General features: G+C 48.2%; 15 protein-coding genes. 9 read left to right on the top strand and 6 right to left on the bottom strand.

Annotated elements, in window-relative coordinates; genetic code table 11:
* Positions 1 to 584 (top strand): PKD domain-containing protein (locus ACK5NH_RS16945; RefSeq protein WP_416921966.1); only part of this gene is annotated, 584 nt, incomplete at its 5' end.
* A gap of 83 nt (positions 585 to 667) precedes the next feature.
* Here ACK5NH_RS16945 and ACK5NH_RS16950 read toward each other — a convergent pair.
* The gene (locus tag ACK5NH_RS16950) at positions 668 to 1,549 is read right to left on the bottom strand and encodes a LysR family transcriptional regulator (RefSeq protein WP_011622400.1); all 882 of its coding nucleotides are present in this window, start codon (positions 1,547 to 1,549) and stop codon (positions 668 to 670) included.
* Between the two features lie 240 nt (positions 1,550 to 1,789).
* Between ACK5NH_RS16950 and ACK5NH_RS16955 the strand changes: the two genes are divergently transcribed.
* Positions 1,790 to 3,040: an MFS transporter gene (locus ACK5NH_RS16955; protein WP_416921969.1), complete on the top strand. Its 1,251-nt coding sequence runs from the start codon at positions 1,790 to 1,792 to the stop codon at positions 3,038 to 3,040.
* A 357-nt stretch (positions 3,041 to 3,397) separates the two neighbouring features.
* On the top strand, positions 3,398 to 4,960 hold the full coding sequence (locus tag ACK5NH_RS16960) for an MATE family efflux transporter (RefSeq protein ID WP_416921971.1): 1,563 nt from the start codon (positions 3,398 to 3,400) through the stop codon (positions 4,958 to 4,960).
* 122 nt (positions 4,961 to 5,082) lie between these two features.
* Here ACK5NH_RS16960 and ACK5NH_RS16965 read toward each other — a convergent pair whose 3' ends face one another.
* Positions 5,083 to 5,286 carry a DUF2986 domain-containing protein gene (locus tag ACK5NH_RS16965; protein WP_416921973.1) on the bottom strand — a complete coding sequence of 68 codons (204 nt, stop codon included), beginning with the start codon at positions 5,284 to 5,286 and terminating at the stop codon, positions 5,083 to 5,085.
* Between the two features lie 269 nt (positions 5,287 to 5,555).
* On the opposite strand from ACK5NH_RS16965, the gene yqfB reads away from it, so the two are divergent.
* A complete protein-coding gene (yqfB, locus tag ACK5NH_RS16970; protein WP_416921975.1) occupies positions 5,556 to 5,888 on the top strand; it encodes a N(4)-acetylcytidine aminohydrolase in 333 nt (110 codons plus the stop codon).
* 93 nt (positions 5,889 to 5,981) lie between these two features.
* On the opposite strand, the gene ACK5NH_RS16975 is transcribed toward yqfB, so the two are convergent.
* The 4 genes from ACK5NH_RS16975 to ACK5NH_RS16990 form a co-directional block, all read right to left on the bottom strand.
* Entirely contained in the window at positions 5,982 to 9,041 is a 3,060-nt protein-coding gene (locus ACK5NH_RS16975; protein ID WP_416921977.1) for an efflux RND transporter permease subunit, read from the bottom strand.
* A complete protein-coding gene (locus ACK5NH_RS16980; protein ID WP_416921979.1) occupies positions 9,038 to 12,301 on the bottom strand; it encodes an efflux RND transporter permease subunit in 3,264 nt (1,087 codons plus the stop codon). The genes ACK5NH_RS16975 and ACK5NH_RS16980 overlap by 4 nt, the downstream gene beginning before the upstream one ends.
* Before the next feature lie 12 nt (positions 12,302 to 12,313).
* On the bottom strand, positions 12,314 to 13,378 hold the full coding sequence (locus ACK5NH_RS16985; protein ID WP_416921981.1) for an efflux RND transporter periplasmic adaptor subunit: 1,065 nt from the start codon (positions 13,376 to 13,378) through the stop codon (positions 12,314 to 12,316).
* Between the two features lie 286 nt (positions 13,379 to 13,664).
* Complete coding sequence (locus tag ACK5NH_RS16990; protein ID WP_011716732.1) at positions 13,665 to 14,951, bottom strand: citrate synthase; 1,287 nt, start codon at positions 14,949 to 14,951, stop codon at positions 13,665 to 13,667.
* Between the two features lie 416 nt (positions 14,952 to 15,367).
* Between ACK5NH_RS16990 and sdhC the strand changes: the two genes are divergently transcribed.
* The 5 genes from sdhC to sucA all read left to right on the top strand — a co-directional run bounded on the left by sdhC (position 15,368) and on the right by sucA (position 21,624).
* Positions 15,368 to 15,763, top strand: coding sequence for a succinate dehydrogenase cytochrome b556 subunit (sdhC, locus tag ACK5NH_RS16995; protein ID WP_011622410.1), 396 nt, complete (start codon positions 15,368 to 15,370; stop codon positions 15,761 to 15,763).
* On the top strand, positions 15,757 to 16,104 hold the full coding sequence (gene sdhD / locus ACK5NH_RS17000; protein WP_011622411.1) for a succinate dehydrogenase, hydrophobic membrane anchor protein: 348 nt from the start codon (positions 15,757 to 15,759) through the stop codon (positions 16,102 to 16,104). The genes sdhC and sdhD overlap by 7 nt, the downstream gene beginning before the upstream one ends.
* Entirely contained in the window at positions 16,105 to 17,871 is a 1,767-nt protein-coding gene (gene sdhA, locus ACK5NH_RS17005; RefSeq protein ID WP_011622412.1) for a succinate dehydrogenase flavoprotein subunit, read from the top strand. It begins immediately after the preceding gene.
* Positions 17,872 to 17,882: 11 nt separating this feature from the next.
* Entirely contained in the window at positions 17,883 to 18,590 is a 708-nt protein-coding gene (locus ACK5NH_RS17010) for a succinate dehydrogenase iron-sulfur subunit (protein ID WP_011622413.1), read from the top strand.
* A gap of 214 nt (positions 18,591 to 18,804) precedes the next feature.
* Positions 18,805 to 21,624 (top strand): 2-oxoglutarate dehydrogenase E1 component, encoded by a 2,820-nt coding sequence (gene sucA, locus ACK5NH_RS17015; RefSeq protein ID WP_416921984.1) that lies wholly within the window; start codon positions 18,805 to 18,807, stop codon positions 21,622 to 21,624.
* Positions 21,625 to 21,650: the final 26 nt, after the last annotated feature.

Genomic DNA, 21,650 nt, shown 5'->3' on the forward strand with positions numbered 1-21,650 from the left:
GCCATGAAGTGGCTAACATCAGCCATGACGGTAAGCAAGATGGCAATAATCTCACTTGGACGGTTGAAATGCCATCTGGCGCTGAAGCGAAGGACATCAGCTTTGAGCTAGTTCCGCGTAAGGCGAGTGTCGATAATCAGTTAAGCCTGACAAACAAGGTCAACAATGCATCGTCAGAAACCTTGACTCAGAGCTACCAGTTTGATGTGGCTGAAGTCGCGCCAGTGGCGAAGGTTGAAGCGCCAACCTCAGTACAAGAAGGTAAGTCGCTATTTATCGATGCCAGTAAATCATCGGATGCGAACAATGACCCACTAACTTACAAGTGGACTCAATTAGGAGGCACCAGCTTTAATTTTGACCCAGCTGCGACCAAGTTAAACTTAGTGGCGCCTACTGTGAATGGTGCGGCGCAAACCGTGTCATTCCAACTGACGGTATCCGATAACCACGGCAATAGCGATTCGAGCTTAGTGTCTGTCTCTATTACCGATACCCCGCCGAAGAAGGATGACGGTGGTGCTTTAGGCTGGTTAAGTTTATTACTGCTGCCATTTGCCTTTGGTCGCCGTAAACAGCGCTAACTTGCTATGAGTAGAATGATTTCACCTTAAGCGTTAGGTGACTCATTAAAGGGCCGAGCAATCGGCCCTTTTTATTGTTTGTGTTAGCGGTTTTTCATTAGAAATTCCACAAAGGCGCGGTCGGCTTGGCTGACGGGGCGCTGCTTTTTCCAGGCGATATGCAGATTTAAAAACACCGGTGGGTCAAAGGGTTTGGCGAGAATGTCATCTTTTGGACTAATGGCCATTTCAAGCACACTGGTGATCCCAAATCCCTGGGAGACAATCTGTTTGATTAAGTTAATTAGGTTGGTCTCAAAGGCGATATTGGGCTTTTTACCCAGTTCCTTGGCTTGGGAGAGGATCCATTCCCGGTGGAAATAGCCGGTTTTAAACATGACTAATTCATGGTCAAAGAAGTCATTGAGGCTGACCGCAGGATGATCGGCGAGCGGGTGCTCGGCGCCCATGGCAATCACCATCTGTTCACGGATCAGCAATTGGCTATCGAAGTCACTCTGTAGATCTTGGGCGGTAATGATGGCGATATCTACTTCTTCCTGCTGCAACATTCGCAGCGCATCACGGGTACCGCCTTCAAACAGTGAGAGCTTTAGCTCGGGATATTGATGGCGAAATGCCATAAGGCGTGAGGGCAGATAGAAAGAGCCCAACATGCCCGGCACGGCAATCCGCACTTCCCCCGAGGTGAGATTCGCCATGGCGCGGATTTGCGCTTCGGCTTGCTTGATTTGTTTTAGGATCAACGTGGCGTGCTGGTGCAGCACTAAGCCTTCGGCGGTGAGCGCGAGGTGCTTGTCATTCTTATTGCTGGTGCGATTAATCAGTGTCACCCCTAGCGACTGCTCGAGCCGCTTAATGCTTTGGCTCAGGGCAGGCTGCGCCATATTGAGCTTTTTGGCCGCGGCGGTAAAACTGCCGGTATTGGCCAGTGCATCTAAATGTTTAAGTTGGCGTATATCCATGATGGTCCGTCTTTTATGCGGGATTGTAATTATGCTTGATGGCACTGTGCTTTAAGGGTTAACAATGCGCCATAACCCAGTACAGTCGTATCTCGCATGGCTCGGCCGATAACAAGACGTATCGCAACTGTTAGCTATAACAAAAATCAATAATTTCAATATAAATTATCTATTATTGTTATGTTATGCCCAGTGCTAATCTTTGTCTATCCTGAGAGTGATGCGTTATCGAGGCCAAAAGTGCAAGCCGTGTTAGACACTATTATCGACAGTAAACAACGTGATACCCGACTAATGTGGGCCCTGTGTGTGGCTTCCGTGGTTGTGTATATCAATCTGTATTTGATGCAGGGCATGTTACCGCTTATCGCCGAACATTTTGCGGTATCGGGCTCACAGGCAACGCTTATTCTCTCGGTCACCAGCTTTTCGCTGGCGTTTTCCCTATTAATTTATGCGGTCGTGTCCGACAGAATTGGCCGCCACACGCCGATTGTGGTGAGTCTCTGGCTACTGGCGCTGTCGAATCTGCTGCTGATTTGGGCTGGGGATTTTAATGCTCTTGTCTACGTGCGCTTTTTACAGGGCGTGCTGTTAGCGGCTGTGCCCGCCATTGCCATGGCCTATTTTAAGGAGCAACTCTCGCCAAGCACTATGCTCAAAGCCGCGGGCATTTATATCATGGCCAACAGTATCGGTGGGATTGTCGGCCGGTTACTCGGCGGGGTGATGTCACAGTTTTTATCTTGGCAAGAGTCCATGTGGTTGCTGTTTTTAGTCACGCTTGCGGGCGTTGCCTTAACCAGTTATTTATTGCCTTCAGGCGCCGATGCGCAGGCGGTATCGGGCGGACAAACCACCTCGCCAACACTGTCAAAACGGGCACGTTTATTACAGGATATTTATGGCTTTAGCCATCATCTAACCGATCCGCAGATGCGTTTAGCCTATGCCATCGGTGGGATCACTTTTATGATGATGGTGAATCAATTTAGCTTTATTCAGCTGCATTTGATGGCCGCACCCTACGAGTGGAGCCGTTTCCAAGCGACCTTGATTTTCCTATGTTATTCCAGTGGTACCGTGGCTTCTTATTTTACCGCCAAGTGGCTGGCAAAATTTGGTCAGCACAAGTTATACCAATGGTCTTGGTGCTTAATGTTACTGGGCAGTTTATTGACCCTGTTCGATACCCCAGTCACGATTAGCCTAGGCTTTTTGATGACGGCCTGTGGCTTCTTCTTAACCCACAGCTGTTGCAATTCTTTTGTGGCAATGCGCGCAAGTCGCGACCGCGCTAAGGCGACTTCGCTGTATCTGTGTTGTTATTACTTAGGCGCAGCGCTGGGCGGGCCTTATCTGATGTTGTTTTGGCATAAAGCCGAGTGGCAGGGGGTAGTGATGGGGTCATTAACACTCCTTGCATTAATTGCCTTATCCATCGCTCGGTTGCGTTATCACCAGACCCAGATGAGCCGTGTCGAGGTATAACATTGGGGCTAATATTAGATAAGAACCTAAATGCAGCCTCCATAGTGTCGGCCATATGAGTCCATATAGTTTTCTTGCGATTATCGTACTCATTCGGCAACTCATTCAAATGAGATGCCGAAACTCAGGAATTATTGTCGACAGAATTTGAGCTGAGTGGCTTGGATTCGGTTGTCTGGGTAAAAAGGGTTAAGCCTAAGTGCACACTGCAATTCGCGGCAAATGAAATCGTTTAAATGATTTATTATCTGCGTCGCCTCATGGTAGGCTTGCTTACTCAAGAGACTGCTTAAGTGGCGATAACCACAGACTGGATTTCATGTCAGTCCATCCAATAGCTCAAGGTAAAACAACCCCATGACCCAAGCCAAATTCGTTGAAGGTTCGATTCTTCGTCATATCCTTGTGATGAGCTCGACCGCCGCCGTGGGGATTTCTGCCTTATTCGTGGTCGATTTACTGGATATTTTCTTCTTAAGCTTACTCGGCGAACATGAACTGGCCGCGGCGGTGGGTTATGCGGGCAGTATTTCGTTTTTTACCACATCGATTGGTATCGGCCTCTCAATTGCGCTCGGCGCCTTAGTTTCCCGCTCAATCGGGGCAAAGGATGTGGATCTAGCCAAACGCCTATTGCTCAATAGTGCGGTGGTGACCACCTTAATCAGCCTCTTCGTGAGCGTGGTGGTGACTAGTTTTATCCCCGAATTAGTGACTTTAGTGGGCGCTAGCGGCCATACCGCCGAACTTGCTGAGAGCTATCTGTACATTCTGGTGCCATCATTGCCTTTTATCTGCTTGGCTATGGCCCTTGGCGGCGCGCTGCGTGCAGTTGGGGATGCCAAGCTGTCGATGATGTCGACCCTCGCGGGTGGCGGCGTTAATGCTGTGCTGGATCCGATTTTTATTTTCCTGTTTGCCATGGGAATTGAAGGCGCAGCACTGGCGTCGGTTCTTGCCCGTATTGCGGTCTTTATCATTGCAGGGCGCGGCGTAGTGGTAAAACATCAGCTGCTGGGTAAGTTTAATTTCGGTTACTTTGTTGCCGATCTGAAACCGATTTTTGCCATTGCAGGACCGGCCATGCTGACGAATATCGCCACGCCTATTGGCAATGCCTTTGTTACCCGAGCCATTGCCGATTTTGGTGATGCTTATGTTGCAGGTTGGGCGGTGCTTGGCAGGTTAGTCCCCGTCACCTTTGGGATGATTTTTGCGTTATCCGGTGCTATTGGGCCGATTGTTGGGCAAAACTTTGGGGCAGGTCGATTCGATCGGGTGCGTGAGAGTTTAACCAAGGCGATTCAATTTTGTACCTTGTATGTGGTGGTGATGTCGCTGCTGCTGTTCTTGCTCAAATCACAGGTGGTGAATCTGTTCGATATGAAGGGCGATAGCGCGGCGCTTATTGAGTTTTTCTGTAGCTATATTGCGGTATTTTTTACCTTTTCTGGCATTTTATTTGTGGCCAATGCTTCGTTTAATAATCTGGGGAAAGCCAAATACTCCACCCTGTTCAACGTGGGTAAAGCCACCTTAGGGACTGTGCCATTCGTGTATTTTGGCGCGCAGTGGGGCGGGGTATACGGTGTGTTAATCGGCCAAGTATTGGGCTCAATTCTTTTTGGGATCATGGGCGTGTGGGTGGCCTACCGATTAGTCGATAAAGTCGCACTGGCAAGTCGTGCGAACGCAGCACAGCCTGTAGTGAGCGATACCGAAGATGCACAGAATAAGTGCCAGCAACTGCTGGCAGGTGACGAGGAAGAAATTGCAAATTATGTTGGCCAGAATCTGCCCTCATCCACGAGTCCCTTTTCATCCTCCCATGTGCAAATGGGACAATTGACCGAAGAGCAAGAGTGTGAGGCGGCCGCTACTGCGGTGGAGTTTGATAAAGCAAAACCCAATACACCTTAAGGCCTCTACATTTATCTTTGTTGGCATAGTCAGTCGTCAAACATAAAGGCCACATTGTATGTGGCCTTTATGTTTGAAACGATTTCGAAAGTTTTGTGGAGATCAAAACTGCATAGCTCGGTTTAGCTAGCAACCTTATCTTCATCACTAGATGCGTCGACACTAATTACTTCGACGACAGCTTCTGGGGTTTCGGCTTCGAGACGCGCGCGCTCCGCTTTCGAAATATAACGTGGCTTTGCCCCCACTTTGGGTTTCTCGATTTTGTTTTGTTTGGCTTTTTCGCGCTTAGCCATTTTCTTAACGATCTTTTGCTTCTTGTTCATAACATCTCTAATTCGGTTTTTGCCTATGCAGGCTGAGTCCAGCGGCTCAATTAAAGCTGGATTCTAACTCAATATTGCCTATCTCTCCATGTTTTGCTGTTACGGTACAGTAGAAGCCGCGTTTAGAGGTAGGTCTAGGTCGTGCTAAAATATGGGATTTTTTACGGTTTATGCTCATTATTAACGCGAAAATTAGCGTGAGTTACAAATTTAACGTATTGAAAGTTATTAAATTTTTAACGTTTTTAAAAGCGGTAAGCGGAGGTCACTTGTTAACTAAGATCACTTTCTTTGAGCGTTTCGAGCAGGATATTTTATCGGGTGCTAAGACCATTACCTTAAGGGATGAGGCGGAATCCCATGTGTTTGCCGGGCAAATTTTGCCGGTATCGACCTTTGAAGCCGACCGTTGGTTTTGTGATATCAAGGTCATTGATGTTGTGCCTGTGTTGTTTTCTACACTGACAGAACTACATGCTGCCCAAGAGAATATGACGCTGCCGGACCTTCGCCGAGTGATCCATGAAATTTACCCTAGCCTTGAGCAGTTATTTCAAATTCGCTTTTGTGTGGTGAATACTGCTGCAAATCCAATCGACTAACACTATTTATAAAAAATAGGCTGGCTTGTTTTGATGCAAGCCAGCCTTTATTTTTCAAGAGTGCTTCGAACTTATGCAAAAACGATCAATCGATCAAACCGTCCAAGGTAGGAGTTTTTGGGCGATGCGGTTCGATTCACCTAGGCGTACCGCGGCGCGATAACGCATTCTGTAGAGCAGTTGGTAACATAAAGGCACCAAATACAGACTCGTCAACGTTGAGAACGACAAACCTCCGATTATGGCGATGGCCATTGGCGAGTATGGTGGACCACCGCCGCCGATTTGGGTATCGCCCATCGCCAGTGGTACTAGGCCAAGCACAGTGGTGCCCACCGTCATCAACACTGGGCGCAAACGAGTAATACAGACTTCGCGTATTGTATCCGACAGCTTATCGAGCTCTGGCGTCATTTGGTTGATTTGATCGACCAAGACGATGCCGTTATTCACCACAATCCCCATTAAAATCAAGATCCCTATCATGGCCATGACCGACATAGGTGTGCCCGTGAGCAGCAATGCCCAAAAGACGCCGGTGATCGAGAACAGAATCGAGGTGATAATCGCCGTCGGTAATAGCAAGGATTCAAACAGCGCCGCCATTACGATGTAAATCATGGCGATAGCAAGCAGCATATTGATAGCCATCACGCTCTGATCTTCATCTTGACGCTCAAACCCGCCCCGTAGCGAGTAGTTATAGCCATTCGGGAAGCGCACGTTTTCCATCACTTGTTTGATCTTCGTTTGCGCTTCCTCTGTGGTGAGATTATCTAAGTTCGCCCCGATAGAAAGCGAGGTTTGGCGATTGTAGTGCTTGATGGTATCGAACCTGGGTTGGATCTCGATACTGGCAAGGTTATCAAGGGTATACAGGCGTTGGTCGATACGTACGATCGGCAGTTGTTTTAGCTTCTCGAGGGATTTTTGCCATTCCTTTTCATAGGCCATTTCGATACGTAGTTCCCCATTGGGATCGTGTCTAAATGAGCGCAGCGGTGAACCGCGTAGTGCCATTGAGATGCTAGAGGCCACTTCGTTGAGTTTTAAATCCAGTCTTGCCGCCATCTGCCGATTAATGCGGATCACCACTTCCTGCTGCGCGCCGTTTACTTCGGAGCGAACATCCACCAAGCCTTTGATATTGGAGAGCAGGGGTAACACTTGCTCACTCAAATGGATAAGCTCTGAGGTGGAGCGTCCTGTCAGGGTGACGCGTACGCCCGAGTTATCGTCACCCCAGCCAAACTGAGGTTTAGCAATGGAGAATTTAGGAAAACCGCTGCGGATTTTCTTCTTTAATTCATCTAATGGCATTGGCAGGTCTTTTTTCAGCAAAATCACCGATGAGGCATCGTCGGGCGCATAGTAGCTATACACTGAGTCGATATGGAATTCCTCTTTATTATTATAAAGATACTCTTCCATCTGGTTCACCATTGCCTCAGTCACATTAAGATGATGGCGACCCTCCACTTGGTAGTTAACGTAAATACGCTCCTTACTTTGGCTGTCCTCCTGATCCTGCTTGACCATAGACAGTGGCAGGGCGGTTGAGGCAAGAATTGCTACCGAAATTAGCCCCGAACGCCAAGGTCTAACGAGCACCCAGTTGAGGCTGCGATTGTAGAAGTTTTGCAACTTACCGGGGGCTTTTTCTGATTCGATATCAAAGTGGAACTTGGTTAACATCAATGGGATTAATGTTTTAGCTACTAAAAGAGAGGCTGCCAGCGAAATACAAATCGCAATCGCCACATGCTCAAGGAAGATGGTTAACTCGACTTTTACCCCAAAGATATTAGGTAAAAACACGATAGCAGTGGTCATAGTGCCTGCAAGAACAGCAAGACTCACCTTATCGACCCCAGTCATGACCGCGTTTTCATTGTCCAGAACGCTCGCCTTGGCCGAGTTAGCTTGCTTCTCCTGAAGCACACTCTCGGTCACCACGACCGCATTATCGATAAGCATACCGACCGCCAATAACAGTCCCATCATGGAGAGAATGTTTAAGCTGTAACCCAGCAGATACATGGCGGCCAGTGTCATACCTATCGAGATTGGCACTGATGACACCACAATCAAGGTCATCTTGAAGTTTCTCAGGAATAAATACAGCACGATGAAGGACAGCAAGGCGCCGATTAATCCCGACAGCAGCAGATCCGAGAGGGAGGATTTTACGCCAGAGGCTTGATCTTCCATGATAAACAAGCGAATACCTTGGAATTGTTGATCTTGCTTGGCAAGCTCAATCACCTTTAACACTCGGTCAGATACTTCTACTAAGTTGGCGCCGGATTCTTTAAACACATCCAGACCTACGGCGTAATGCTTATCTAAATGACGGCCTTCGACCCGTTCAGGTAGCGCAAATTGCACATCGGCAACGTCACCTAAGGTGAGTCCTGGCAATAGCACTAGGGCTTTAATGTCTTCTAGATTGCGAAACTCGCCCTTAGGTGACACCTGATAAACCAGATTACTTTCCCGCAAAGTGCCAGCGCTCAACACAAAGTTTTCGCGGCCGAGACGTGTCTGTAACTCGGTTGCCGAATAGCCACTGGCGGCGAGACGGTTGGCATTGATCCTGACCTCAATCTGTTTTTGCTCAACCCCATAGAGATTGACCTTAGACACCCCCTCGACCCGCTCTAACGGGCGTTTGAGCTGTTTATCAAGCAAGTCGAATGCGCCAGAGAGCTCGCGATCGCTCGAAATCCGTATGGTCAATACTGGCATATCGGCGGTGGAGAATTGGCGGATAAATACCCGCTCAACATCCTTGGGCAATAAATGCCGCACCGCATCGATCTTTTCCCGTGCTTCCAAGCTTTTAGTGGCGACGTTTTCGCCCCATTTCATATTGATTTCGATTTCCGAACCCTCTTGGGAGGATTCGGATTCCAGCTCATCAATACCGCCCATAGTGGCGAGGGACTCTTCGAGCACCTTAGTGATATCGCGTTCGACTTCCGCTGGCGTTGAGCCTTTGTAAGGCACTTGCACCACAATTTGTGGAATATCGATGCCGGGGAACATTTCGAGTGGCAATAGGCGACTAGAAGCCAAACCAAACAGCAAGATAGCAAAGAAAAACATGCTGGTGGTGACAGGGCGTTTTATCGCTAAACGGGTGAGGTTCATAGGCGAGCCTCCGTGGTTTCTGCCGTGTTGTCTTGCTCTGCGGCGGTATGCGTAAACTCTTTACGGTCAAAGAGGGCATAGAGCACTGGGATAACAATCAGGGTCAACAGGGTCGAGAGGCTCAGACCAAAGATCACGGTAATCGCCATCGGTGCGCGGACTTCTGAGCCATCACCTAAACCTAACGCCATCGGCAGCAAACCTAATGTGGTGGTTAGGGTGGTCATCATAATTGGGCGCAGACGTGATTTGGCCGCGACCTTAATGGCCTCGAGCTTGTTCACACCTTCGGCTCGCAGCTGATTAATCCTATCCACGAGTACGATGGCGTTGTTGACCACAATCCCCGCGAGCATGATCAGGCCGATAAATACCACCACACTCAAATGGGTTTGGGTGATATAGAGTCCTAGTACGCTACCTGCCAGCGCCATCGGCACGGCGAATAAGATCAGCAGCGGATGCAGCAGCGATTCGAACTGGCTCGCCATCACTAAGTAGACAAGGAAAATCGCCAGGATCAGCGCAATTTTCAGTGATTGGAATGAATGCTCCATTTCCTCATTTTGCCCACCAAAGCGTGCTTGAACCGAGGCTGGCAACACTTGTGCAGACAAAATTTGCTGCGCTTCGGCCACCGCATCACTTAAGTCGCCATAGGCAAGGTTAGCCGACACTAAGGCCACGCGTTGTTGGCTGATGCGGTTAATTGCCGATGGGCCTAATTGCAATGACACTTCGGCCACGGCGCTCAAGGCAATCGGTTGTGGACTGTTCGGGTTGATGATCAACGCATCTATATCACTGATTTGATCCCGCTCATCCAGTTCGCTACGCACTAAAATATCAATCTTGCGGTCGCGTACAGTGTATTGGCTGGCCACCGTGCCGCCGACGCGCTGGGCAATGCGATTGGCGACCGTGGGCGCATCCATCCCTAAGGCGGCTAAGCGAGCATGGTCGAAGCGAATGCTGAGCTCTGGCTGGCCATCACGCAGACTAGTATTCACATCGGCAAAGCGATCGGAGGCGGAAAGCGCCTTAACCAGATTATCGGCACTGCGCTTAAGCAAGTGTAAATCGTAACCTGTGAGCTCAATCTCCAATGGGGTTTTAAAGCTAAAGAGTTCAGGTTGCTCGATTTTAGCTTCCAGCTCAGGGATGCGGCGCGCGGTGTCACGCAGCACTTGTGTCACCTGATGGTAAGCCGTGTGATCGCTCAGTACGACCTGTAAACGCCCCCAGTTTTCGCCGCCACGGGCGGTATCAGAGGTCATTAGGCCGCCGCTGCCCGCTTGGCTGTAGGCATGTTTGACTTCCGGCCTGTCTTTAATCGACATCGCGAGTTGTTGCAGCACTTTATCGGTTTCACCGACCGCTGTGCCAGGAGGCAGCAGGATCTCCACATAAAACTCCCCTTGATTCATCGGTGGGATGAGTTCCATGCCAAGACGGGGGAGCAGGCTAATACAGGCGCCAGTGATCCCAATGGTCAGCAACAAGGTGGCGACTTGTTTACGCAGCGCCATCGCCAGCAGTTTGTGATAAACCGACTCGATAGCGTGGTAAACAAAGTTAAAACCACTGCTCAGCGGACGCATCACTAACCCAAGCAGCCAAGAGAAGAAGCGACCAATGACTAACGCTAATGTCAGCAATGCACTCGGTAAGTAGCTAAAAAGAAACACAATCGGGAAGGAAAATACCGTCGCGCTGTAGTGTTTTAACTTACCGATCTTAGTAGCGGGTTTCTCCTTCGGGGTTTTCTTGATGAGTTCAGGCAGTGCTGTAAAGCCTTCGCGGGAGGCGAGCATCGGAATCGAAGTTAATGCCACTAGGAGTGATGCGAGCAGGGCAAAGGTCACTGTGAGGGCTTGGTCCGAGAACAGGGCACCGGCAATACCATCGACAAAAACCAAGGGGACAAATACCGCGAGTGTGGTTAGGGTGGAGGCGAAAATCGCGCCCGCCACTTCTTTGGTCCCAGTGACTGCCGCATCTAACTTGTTCATGCCTTCGCTACGGCAGCGGTCGATGTTTTCCAGCACCACAATGGCGTTGTCGACCAAGAGACCGATGGCGAGCGCAATACCGCCTAATGACATGATGTTTAAGCTGATATCGGCAAAGTACATCATGTTAAAGGTGGCAATCACCGAGAAGGGGATGGAGATAGAGATGATCAGCGTCGGAATAATATTGCGCAGAAACAGGTAAATCACCAGCATAGACAAAATACTGCCCATCAGCGCAGATGAGGTGACTTCGCTAACGGCACTCTCAATAAACTCAGATTGATCGTAAATCACTTCCAGTTTGTTTTGCTTTGGATCTTGGTTGATTTTGACTAGCTCATCGCGCAGTTTTTTGGCCACAGCTACTGTGTTGGCATCGCCTTCCTTATAAATAGCCAGTTCAATCGACTCTTGGCTGCCGATACGGGTGATATCGCTGCGTTCTTTAAAGGCATCGGTAATAGTGGCGACTTCAAATAGACGTACTAAGGTTTGCGCGTCGCGATAGACGATCACTTGTCCCAGTTCTTCCAATGAATTGAATTGGTTAAGGGTACGTACCAGATATTCGCGATCACCTTGGATTACTTTACCCGCAGATAAGTTGATGTTTTCCTCATTGATGCGACGCTTAATGTCGTCGGCATTCAAATTGAGCTGGGATAATTTTTCTTGATTGAGCTGAATATGCACTTCCTGCTCTAAACCACCGGATAAACGCACCGCGGCAACACCAGATAAAGCTTCTAAACGGCGTTTAAGCTCTTCCTCGGCGTAGGTGCGCATCTGCTTGAGTTCGGCCTCAGACGCATTTGGCACCGACAGTGCTAAGCGCATAATAGGGTCAAGGTTGGGGTTAAAGCGCAGCAATAATGGCTTTTTAACATCCAGTGGCAGGGCGATAGTATCGAGTTTTTCACGCACATCGAGGCTTGCCATATCCATAGTGGTGCCCCATTCAAACTCGAGTACCACATCGGACATGCCAGAGCGGGAGATAGAGCTGATCTTACGTAAGCCTTTCACCACACCGACGGCTTCTTCAATCGGTTTTGAGACCAGTTGCTCTACTTCAACCGGCGCCGCACCGTCGTACATGGTCCGAATGGTCAAGGTGGGGTAGCTTAAATCGGGTAGCAGTTTTACTGCCAAACGTGAAAAACCCACCATACCGAATAACATAATGGCCAGCATGAACATCCATACCGTGACTGGCCGTTTAACTGAGGTGCTGATGATTGACATGAAAGACTCCTATCAGTTTTTCGCTGAGGCCAAATCGAGCGGGGTAATGACTTCAACTAAGGATTGGTCTTTCAAATTCTGCTGACCACGGGTAACGACTTGCTCGCCGGGTTTGAGTCCGGAGACCACTTCCACCGAATCACCTTCACGGTAACCAATTTCGACTTCGCGGCGGTTAGCATTGGTGCCGTCAATCACATACAGGGCTTGCTTGTTGTCTTGGTTGATCAGGGCACTGTAGGGCACAGTGATCACATTTTCATGGGTGTCATACTTTAATTCGACCCGTGTGAACATACCGGCTTTTAAATGCGCATCCTGATTAGGCACGGCTAAGGTGACTTTAAAGGTACCGCTTTGTGGGTCGACCACGGGGCTTATCCGCAGTACTTTTGCGTGGATGGCATTTTTGCTCTGTTGATTGCTAAAGACTTGAGCTTCTTGGCCTAAGCGCAGACTGGTTAATTGTTGCTCGGGTAGATGGACAATACCGTGCAGCTCGTCTTGATTGACGATATAGAAGAGGTCGCCAAATTCCTTCGCCATGTTACCCGCCTTCACATAACGCTTGGCGATAATGCCGTTGATGGGGGAGACCACATGGCTTTCTTTGACTTGTAACTCGGCAAGATCGCGTTTGGCGATAGCGGCTTGTAAGTTGTACTCAAGCTTTGCCATCGAATCTGCACTGATAAACTCTTTGTTGCTCATTTTCTTTAAGCGGTTTAACTCTTGCTCGATGATTTTCACTTCGGCTTCGGAGCGGTCGAGATCGTATTGCTGACGTTTAGCATCGATAACCGCGAGGATTTGACCTTTTTGTACCCGGTCACCTTCTTCGACATTAATGGTTTCGATAAGGCCGGCAATGCGGCTAACGACGTTGGCTTCCTGCGGAGCTTCGAGGGTAGCCGTAGTGCTATAAAACGAAGACACATTACCCTGCAGTACGGTAGTGGTTTCGACGGGGATGGCATATTGTTCTTCTTTTTTAGCCACTTCCTCTTCGCCGCATGCCGCTAACATTGACACTAACAGCACGGGTAGGGCGAACTTAGCAATTTTTGACTTTTCCATAAGAGTATTACCTGTTGTCATTTTTGTGATGCCATCTTAAAGCGAAAAACATGCCAAAATTAAAAATACATTAATTTCAGTAGATTAACTTAAGATTATGAGATTGTGGATTAGGCAAACTTACTAAATGTAGCTAAAAAGTTTAAAAAGTGATGAGAAATGCTAAATAAGCTGAAGCGAGGTCATTCGGGATTGTGTGGCTGAGAGTGATAAGAATAGCGAATGGTGGGTATAAAAATCCCAATAAAAAAGCGCCCAGTGGGCGCTTTTAATCGATAAATGCCGATTAGCGTTTATCTTGGCTTACGAAATCACGCGAAGTCTCGCCAGTATATAGCTGACGTGGACGGCTGATCTTGTGACCTGGTTGATCCAACATTTCTTTCCAGTGAGCAATCCAACCCACAGTACGTGCTAATGCAAACAGTACAGTGAACATGCTGGTTGGAATACCAATAGCTTTCATGATGATGCCAGAGTAGAAATCGACGTTTGGATAGAGTTTCTTCGAAATGAAGTATTCGTCTTCCAGTGCTATACGTTCAAGTTCCATGGCCACATCTAATAATGGATCTTGTACTTTCAGCTCTTTTAACACTTCGTGACAGGTTTCACGCATCACTTTGGCACGTGGGTCAAAGTTTTTGTAAACACGGTGTCCGAAGCCCATCAGACGGAATGGGTCGTTCTTGTCTTTCGCACGGGCGATGAATTCAGGAATACGGTCCACTGAACCGATTTCTTCTAACATTTGTAGACAAGCTTCGTTCGCGCCGCCGTGTGCAGGGCCCCATAGAGAAGCAATACCCGCAGCGATACACGCGAATGGATTCGCGCCTGAAGAACCGGCTAAACGTACGGTTGACGTAGACGCGTTTTGTTCGTGATCCGCATGTAGAATGAAGATACGGTCCATAGCACGTTCAACGATTGGGTTTACCTTGTACTCTTCACAAGGCACGGCAAACATCATGCTTAAGAAGTTGCCTGCGTAGCTTAAGTCATTGCGTGGGTAAACGAATGGCTGGCCAGAAGAGTACTTGTAGCACATAGCGGCAATCGTTGGCATTTTGGAGACTAGGCGATAAGCGGCGATTTCGCGGTGGCGAGGATCGTTGACATCGAGTGAGTCTTGATAAAATGCAGACAATGCACCAGTGACACCACATAACATCGCCATAGGATGAGCATCACGACGGAAACCTCTAAAGAAGAAGGCGAGTTGCTCATGAACCATAGTGTGGGTTTTTACTGTGTGTACAAATTCAGCATATTGCTCTTTCGTCGGCAGTTCACCGTAAAGCAGCAGGTAACACAGGTCTAAGTAATCTGAGTCAACGGCGAGTTGCTCGATTGGATAGCCGCGGTGTAACAATATACCTTGATCGCCATCGATATAGGTAATTGCAGATTCACAGGAGGCTGTCGCGAGAAAACCTGGATCAAAAGTGAAGTAACCCTTGCTGCCAAGTTTACTGATATCGATTACGTCAAAACCAGCGGATCCTTGCTTTACTGGCAATTCTATCGAGTCGTTCCCTGGTAATTCTAATTTGGCTTTTAAATCAGCCATACCCCGTTCTCCTTACTTCGTTCTTATCTGTGAGTGCGGCATGTCAAACCGCCATTACTTTACAGCCATTCTAGATCACATTTCAATTTAAATAAGCGTTTAAATTTGTTAGACCATGGTATAAATCTCTTTACTTTCCTTGGTACAGCTGGCACTTAGGTGAAAATATCCTTAAAAAAACAAAATTTGCATTCTGTGATGTTTGTATTTGACATTTCGCGCGAGTATACTTGCCTCCGCCTAATAAGGGCTGCAAACGATGATGTTAAAACACCCTTTGTTTACATGTTAAATAAGTGAGTGTTCAAATAGTTATCTGTTTGTTTAAACTTTGCTTTTGTGTTTACTTTTGCCTTGATTTACCCCTCGGTTTAAAGTTTGTACAAAAGCGGTTCACATAACAAAAAAAATGCTCAATGGAGCTGAGTGAGCAGAACGTGAAAAAGCAAAGACCTGTCCATTTAGATCTGCAGACCATTCGCTTTCCTGCAACAGCGATTGTGTCAATTCTTCACCGTGTATCCGGTGTCATCATGCTGTTCGCTGTTGGCATTCTTATTTGGTTGCTAAATTCATCTTTAGCCTCCGCTGAAAGTTTCGCAGGCGTACAATCTCTGTTTGATAACTTCGTCGTGAAGTTCATCATGTGGGGCATTTTGACTGCACTGGCTTATCACTTATTCGGTGGCCTACGCCACTTAGTAATGGATACCGGTCGTTGGGAAGAGTTGGCTTCGGGCACCGCCTCAGCGAAAGCTGTATTTGTACTGACGGTAGCCTTTTCAATTTTAGCGGGGTTATGGGTATGGTAACCAATGCAGCAAGTTTTGGACGCAGTGGTGTTCATGACTTTATTCTACTACGCGCTAGTGCAGTAATCCTCGCCTGTTATACCATTTTCATGGTTGGCTTTATTGCATGTAGTTCCCCTCTCACCTATGACGTTTGGCACGGCCTGTTTAGCGCTCTGCCAATGAAAGTGTTTACCCTGCTTGCGCTAGTTGCACTGCTTGTTCACGCCTGGATTGGTGTATGGCAAGTATTGACGGATTACGTCAAGTGCACTTCGTTACGCGGTGTTTTACAGTTCACCTTCGTCGTCACCGTCTTTTGTTATCTGGCGGCCGGCATTGTTATTGTGTGGGGTGTCTAAGTGAGTATTCCAGTACGTGAGTTTGATGCTGTTGTGATTGGTGCCGGCGGTGCCGGTATGCGCGCAGCATTACAGATTTCTAAAGAAGGTAAAAGCTGTGCGCTTTTATCAAAAGTTTTCCCAACCCGTTCTCATACCGTATCTGCGCAGGGTGGTATCACAGTTGCGTTAGGTAACGCCCATGAAGACCATTGGGAACAACACATGTACGATACCGTAAAAGGTTCCGACTTTATCGGTGACCAAGACGCTATCGAATTTATGTGTCAAACCGGTCCAGAAGCCATTATTGAACTCGAGCACATGGGTTTACCTTTCTCTCGTTTCGATAACGGTAAGATTTACCAACGTCCTTTCGGTGGTCAATCTAAAAACTTCGGTGGTGAACAAGCGGCGCGTACCGCTGCTGCGGCAGACCGTACGGGTCACGCACTGCTTCACTGCTTATACCAACAGAACGTTAAACACAAAACCCAAGTGTTTTCTGAGTGGTATGCCCTCGATTTAGTGAAAAACCAAGACGGTGCCATCGTAGGTTGTACTGCGATTGAAATCGAAACCGGTGAAATCGTTTACTTCAAAGCCAAAGCCACTGTACTCGCCACTGGCGGCGCAGGTCGTATCTACGCATCAACCACAAACGCACACATCAATACCGGTGACGGTGTTGGTATGGCGATGCGTGCTGGCGTTCAGATGCAAGATATGGAAATGTGGCAATTCCACCCAACCGGTATCGCTGGTGCGGGTGTACTTGTGACTGAAGGTTGTCGTGGTGAAGGCGGTTACCTGCTGAACAAAGACGGTGAGCGTTTCATGGAGCGTTATGCACCAAACGCCAAGGACTTAGCATCTCGTGACGTGGTAGCACGCTCTATGATGACTGAGATCCGTGAAGGCCGTGGTTTAGATGGTCCATTAGGCCCACACTGCTTACTGAAACTCGATCACTTAGGTAAAGAGACCTTAGAAGCCCGTCTACCCGGCGTGTGTGAACTTTCTCGTACCTTCGCGCATATCGATCCGGCCGATGGTCCAATCCCAGTTCTGCCAACCTGCCACTATATGATGGGTGGTCTGCCAACGAAGGTGAGCGGTCAAGTTATTCGTAAGAATGACGACGGCAGCGAGCAAGATGTGGTTGGTTTATTCGCAGTAGGTGAGATTGCCTGTGTATCTGTACACGGTGCTAACCGCTTAGGCGGTAACTCTCTGCTCGACTTAGTGGTCTTTGGCCGTGCTGCGGGTCAACACTTAGGTAAAGCACTCGATGAGACTGCGGATCCAAAAGATGCGACCGATGCGGAAATTCAAGCGACTTTAGCACGCTTAAACCGCTGGGAAAGCAACAAGTCTGGTGAAGATCCAGCGCAAATCCGTAAAGATTTACAACTTTGCATGCAATTAAACTTCTCTGTATTCCGCCGTGGCGATGCAATGGCAGAAGGTTTAGAGCAGTTAAAAGCTATCCGTAAGCGTTTAGAAAATGCCAAGTTGTCTGATAATTCTCGTGAATTCAACACTCAACGTATTGAATGTTTAGAGTTAGACAACCTGATGGCGACGGCAATTGCTACTGCTTATGCTGCTAACTTCCGTACAGAGAGCCGTGGTGCTCACTCACGTGAAGACTATTTAGAGCGTGATGATGATAATTGGTTATGTCACACACTGTTTGACCCAGTGACTGAAACCATGGACCGTCGTGCTGTGAATATGGCGCCTAAGTTACGTGAAGCATTCCCGCCGAAGAAGCGTACCTACTAGGAGTTGCAAAGATGAAATTGGAATTTGCAGTTTATCGTTACAATCCTGATGTAGATACCAAACCTTACATGCAGGATTACAGCCTTGAAGTGGCTGAAGGCTCTGACATGATGGTGCTTGATGCACTGATCAAGTTAAAAGAACAGGACCCAACGTTAGCGTTCCGTCGCTCATGCCGTGAAGGTGTTTGCGGTAGTGACGGTGTGAACATGAACGGTAAAAACGGTCTAGCTTGTATTACGCCAATCTCTACCTTCAAAGGGAAGAAATTGGAAATCCGTCCACTGCCAGGTATGCCAGTCGTGCGTGACTTAGTGGTTGATTTAACTCAGTTCTACAAGCAGTACGAGAAGATCAAGCCGTTCCTCATCAACGATGAGAAGATGCCTGCCCGTGAACATTTACAGTCGCCTGAACAGCGTGCGCATTTAGATGGTCTGTACGAATGTATCATGTGTGCATGTTGTTCTACGGCTTGCCCATCGTTCTGGTGGAATCCTGATAAGTTTATCGGTCCTAGCGGTCTGCTACACGCTTACCGTTTCTTGATCGACAGCCGCGATACAGCGACAGAAGAACGTCTTTCTGAGCTGGACGACGCCTACAGCGTGTTCCGTTGCCACGGCATTATGAACTGCGTTGACGTCTGTCCAAAAGGACTTAATCCGACTAAAGCGATTGGTCACATTAAGTCAATGCTGCTTAAGCGAGCTGTGTAATGCGAGAACCCGAGCTTAAACCAATAATAATATAGCTCTCGAAGAGTCACTTTCTAGGTATAGAAGGTGGCTCTTTTGTGTATGTAATGGAAGACAACGCGCCGTGAAATCTGGATATCTAGGGGCGGCAGAAATTATGCATCGAAGCTAAAAGATTGAGATTGCATATAAAAACTATGGCTAAGCACGTGTATAAAGTTTGAAAGGAATAGCAATGCACCAAGGCATCATGAAAGCCTGGCTCGAATCATCTCACTTAAGTGGTGCAAATTCGACCTACGTAGAAGAGATGTATGAAGCCTATCAAGAAGACCCACAGTCAGTCTCTGACGATTGGCGTGCGGTATTTGATAATCTCCCTCCGGTGAACGGTGCCTCTAAAGATGCGCCTGAAGCGGCTCACTCCAAAGTACGTGATTATTTTCGCAGTTTAGCGATGGAAGGGCGTCATAAGAGCGCGGCTCGTGTGACCGATCCTGAGTTGGATGCTAAGCAAGTTAAAGTGCTACAGCTAATCAACGCCCACCGTTTCCGTGGTCATCAAGGTGCAAACCTCGACCCGTTAGAATTGTGGAAACGTGAACCTGTTGCCGATTTAGATCCCGCATTCCACGGTCTGACCAAAGAAGACATGGAACGTGAGTTCAATACGGGCTCGTTCGCCCACGGCGGCGAAACTATGAAGTTGGCGGATTTAGTCAAAGCCTTAAAAGCCACTTACTGTGGTTCAATTGGCGCCGAATACATGCACATTACCGATACTGATGAGAAGCGTTGGATCCAACAACGTCTCGAACCATCCTTAGGTAAAGCCAACTACGATAAAAGTGTTAAGACCCGCATTCTCGAAGGCCTAAATGCTGCAGAAGGCATTGAAAAATATTTAGGCGCTAAATTCCCTGGTGCAAAACGCTTCTCATTAGAGGGCGGCGATGCGTTAGTCCCTATGATGCGCGAAATCATTTACCGCGCAGGTGAAGCGGGCACGAAAGAAATCGTTGTCGGTATGGCTCACCGTGGTCGTTTAAACGTACTGGTGAACGTATTAGGCAAGCGTCCAGCTGAACTGTTTGACGAGTTCGCCGGTAAGCACGCCGATACCCACGGTTCAGGCGACGTGAAATACCACCAAGGTTTCTCTTCCGATTTTGAAACACCGGGCGGCAACGTGCACTTAGCATTGGCCTTTAACCCATCACACCTTGAAATCGTTAACCCTGTGGTTATGGGCTCTGTCCGTGCTCGTCAAGACCGCCGTGGTTGTAAAGACGGTTTACAGGTGATGCCAATCACGATTCACGGTGACTCTGCAATTGCTGGTCAAGGTATCGTGCAAGAGACATTCAACATGTCTCAAACCCGTGGCTTTAAAGTGGGCGGCAGTATCCGTATCGTGGTGAATAACCAAGTCGGCTTTACGACGTCAAATCACCACGATGTGCGTTCAACCGAATACTGTACTGACATCGCTAAGATGGTTCAGGCACCGATTTTCCACGTTAACTCTGACGATCCAGAAGCCGTTGCCTTCGTTGCGCAACTAGCTGTTGATTATCGTAACGAGTTTAAACGTGATGTGGTGATTGACTTAGTGTGTTACCGCCGTCATGGCCACAACGAAGCTGATGAGCCAAGTGCAACTCAGCCACTGATGTATGCCAAGATCAAGAAACACCCAACGCCACGTAAGATCTATGCTGACAAACTGATCGCCGAAAACACTATCGGCGCTGATGAAGTGACCAGCATGATCAACACTTACCGCGACGCCTTAGATCAAGGTGACTGCGTAGTAAAAGAATGGCGCCCAATGACACTGCACACAGTGGATTGGAGTCCGTATATTGGCCGTGAGTGGGACGAAGCGTATCAAGCCTCTATGCCACTGGCGCGCTTACAGAATCTAGCTGACAAACTGAGCTACGTACCAGAGAGCCACCCGCTGCATTCACGCGTTGCTAAAATTTATGGCGATCGCGTTGCCATGGCAAAGGGCGAGAAGCTACTCGACTGGGGCTTTGCTGAAACTTTAGCTTACGCCACGATTCTTGAAGATAAGCAACGTGTTCGCATTACAGGTCAAGACTCTGGCCGTGGTACTTTCTTCCACCGTCACGCGGTTCTACACAACCAAAACGATGCGACGACCTATTTACCACTGCGTAACTTGTCTGAAGACCAAGGTCCAATCGATATCACTGATTCAGTATTGTCTGAAGCTTCTGTACTGGCCTTCGAATACGGCTATGCAACGGCGGAACCAGGTGGCCTAGCGATTTGGGAAGCCCAATTCGGTGACTTTGCTAACTGTGCCCAAGTGGTTATCGACCAGTTCTTGTCTTCTGGTGAGCAAAAGTGGGGCCGTCTGTGCGGTCTGACCATGCTGTTACCACACGGTTACGAAGGTCAAGGTCCAGAACACTCAAGTGCCCGTTTAGAACGTTTCTTGCAGATGTGTGCTAACCACAACATGCAAGTGTGTGTGCCATCAACGCCTGCACAGGTTTACCATATGCTGCGTCGCCAAGTGGTTCGCCCAATGCGTCGTCCACTGGTAGTGATGTCACCTAAATCATTGCTACGTCACCCGCTAGCGGTTTCTAGCATGGAAGAATTGGCTAATGGCACCTTCCAAAACGTGATCGGTGAAATCGATACGTTAGAAGCGAGCAAGGTCGATCGCGTCGTGTTCTGTAGCGGTAAGGTATACTTCGAGCTGCTGGAAAAACGCCGTAAAGAAAACATCAATAACATCGCAATAATCCGTGTCGAACAGTTATATCCGTTCCCACATGAAGAAATGGTTGCAGCCTTAGCTGACTATCAACATGTGAAGGATTTTGTATGGTGTCAGGAAGAGCCGCAAAACCAGGGTGCTTGGTATTCTAGTCAACATCACTTCTGGGCTGCTATCCCTGCGGGAGCAAAACTCACCTACGCTGGCCGTGAAGCGTCTGCTGCACCAGCCTGTGGTTACCCAGAGCTGCATGCTCACCAACAAGAATCTTTAGTGAACAGTGCCCTAAAGCTGTAATAGCTAAGACTGTAGTAATAGACATT

Source organism: Shewanella sp. (genome assembly GCF_047975355.1).
Classification (GTDB): Bacteria; Pseudomonadota; Gammaproteobacteria; order Enterobacterales; family Shewanellaceae; genus Shewanella.

What these genes read in the sequence shown, in the direction of transcription:
- ACK5NH_RS16975 (WP_416921977.1), bottom strand. Translation starts at nt 9,041, where the DNA reads ATGAACCTCACCCGTTTAGCGATAAAACGCCCTGTCACCACCAGCATG.
- ACK5NH_RS16980 (WP_416921979.1), bottom strand. Translation starts at nt 12,301, where the DNA reads ATGTCAATCATCAGCACCTCAGTTAAACGGCCAGTCACGGTATGGATG.
- ACK5NH_RS16950 (WP_011622400.1), bottom strand. Translation starts at nt 1,549, where the DNA reads ATGGATATACGCCAACTTAAACATTTAGATGCACTGGCCAATACCGGC.
- ACK5NH_RS16990 (WP_011716732.1), bottom strand. Translation starts at nt 14,951, where the DNA reads ATGGCTGATTTAAAAGCCAAATTAGAATTACCAGGGAACGACTCGATA.
- ACK5NH_RS16985 (WP_416921981.1), bottom strand. Translation starts at nt 13,378, where the DNA reads ATGGAAAAGTCAAAAATTGCTAAGTTCGCCCTACCCGTGCTGTTAGTG.
- ACK5NH_RS17010 (WP_011622413.1), top strand. Translation starts at nt 17,883, where the DNA reads ATGAAATTGGAATTTGCAGTTTATCGTTACAATCCTGATGTAGATACC.
- sucA (WP_416921984.1), top strand. Translation starts at nt 18,805, where the DNA reads ATGCACCAAGGCATCATGAAAGCCTGGCTCGAATCATCTCACTTAAGT.
- sdhC (WP_011622410.1), top strand. Translation starts at nt 15,368, where the DNA reads ATGGAGCTGAGTGAGCAGAACGTGAAAAAGCAAAGACCTGTCCATTTA.
- ACK5NH_RS16960 (WP_416921971.1), top strand. Translation starts at nt 3,398, where the DNA reads ATGACCCAAGCCAAATTCGTTGAAGGTTCGATTCTTCGTCATATCCTT.
- sdhD (WP_011622411.1), top strand. Translation starts at nt 15,757, where the DNA reads ATGGTAACCAATGCAGCAAGTTTTGGACGCAGTGGTGTTCATGACTTT.
- ACK5NH_RS16965 (WP_416921973.1), bottom strand. Translation starts at nt 5,286, where the DNA reads ATGAACAAGAAGCAAAAGATCGTTAAGAAAATGGCTAAGCGCGAAAAA.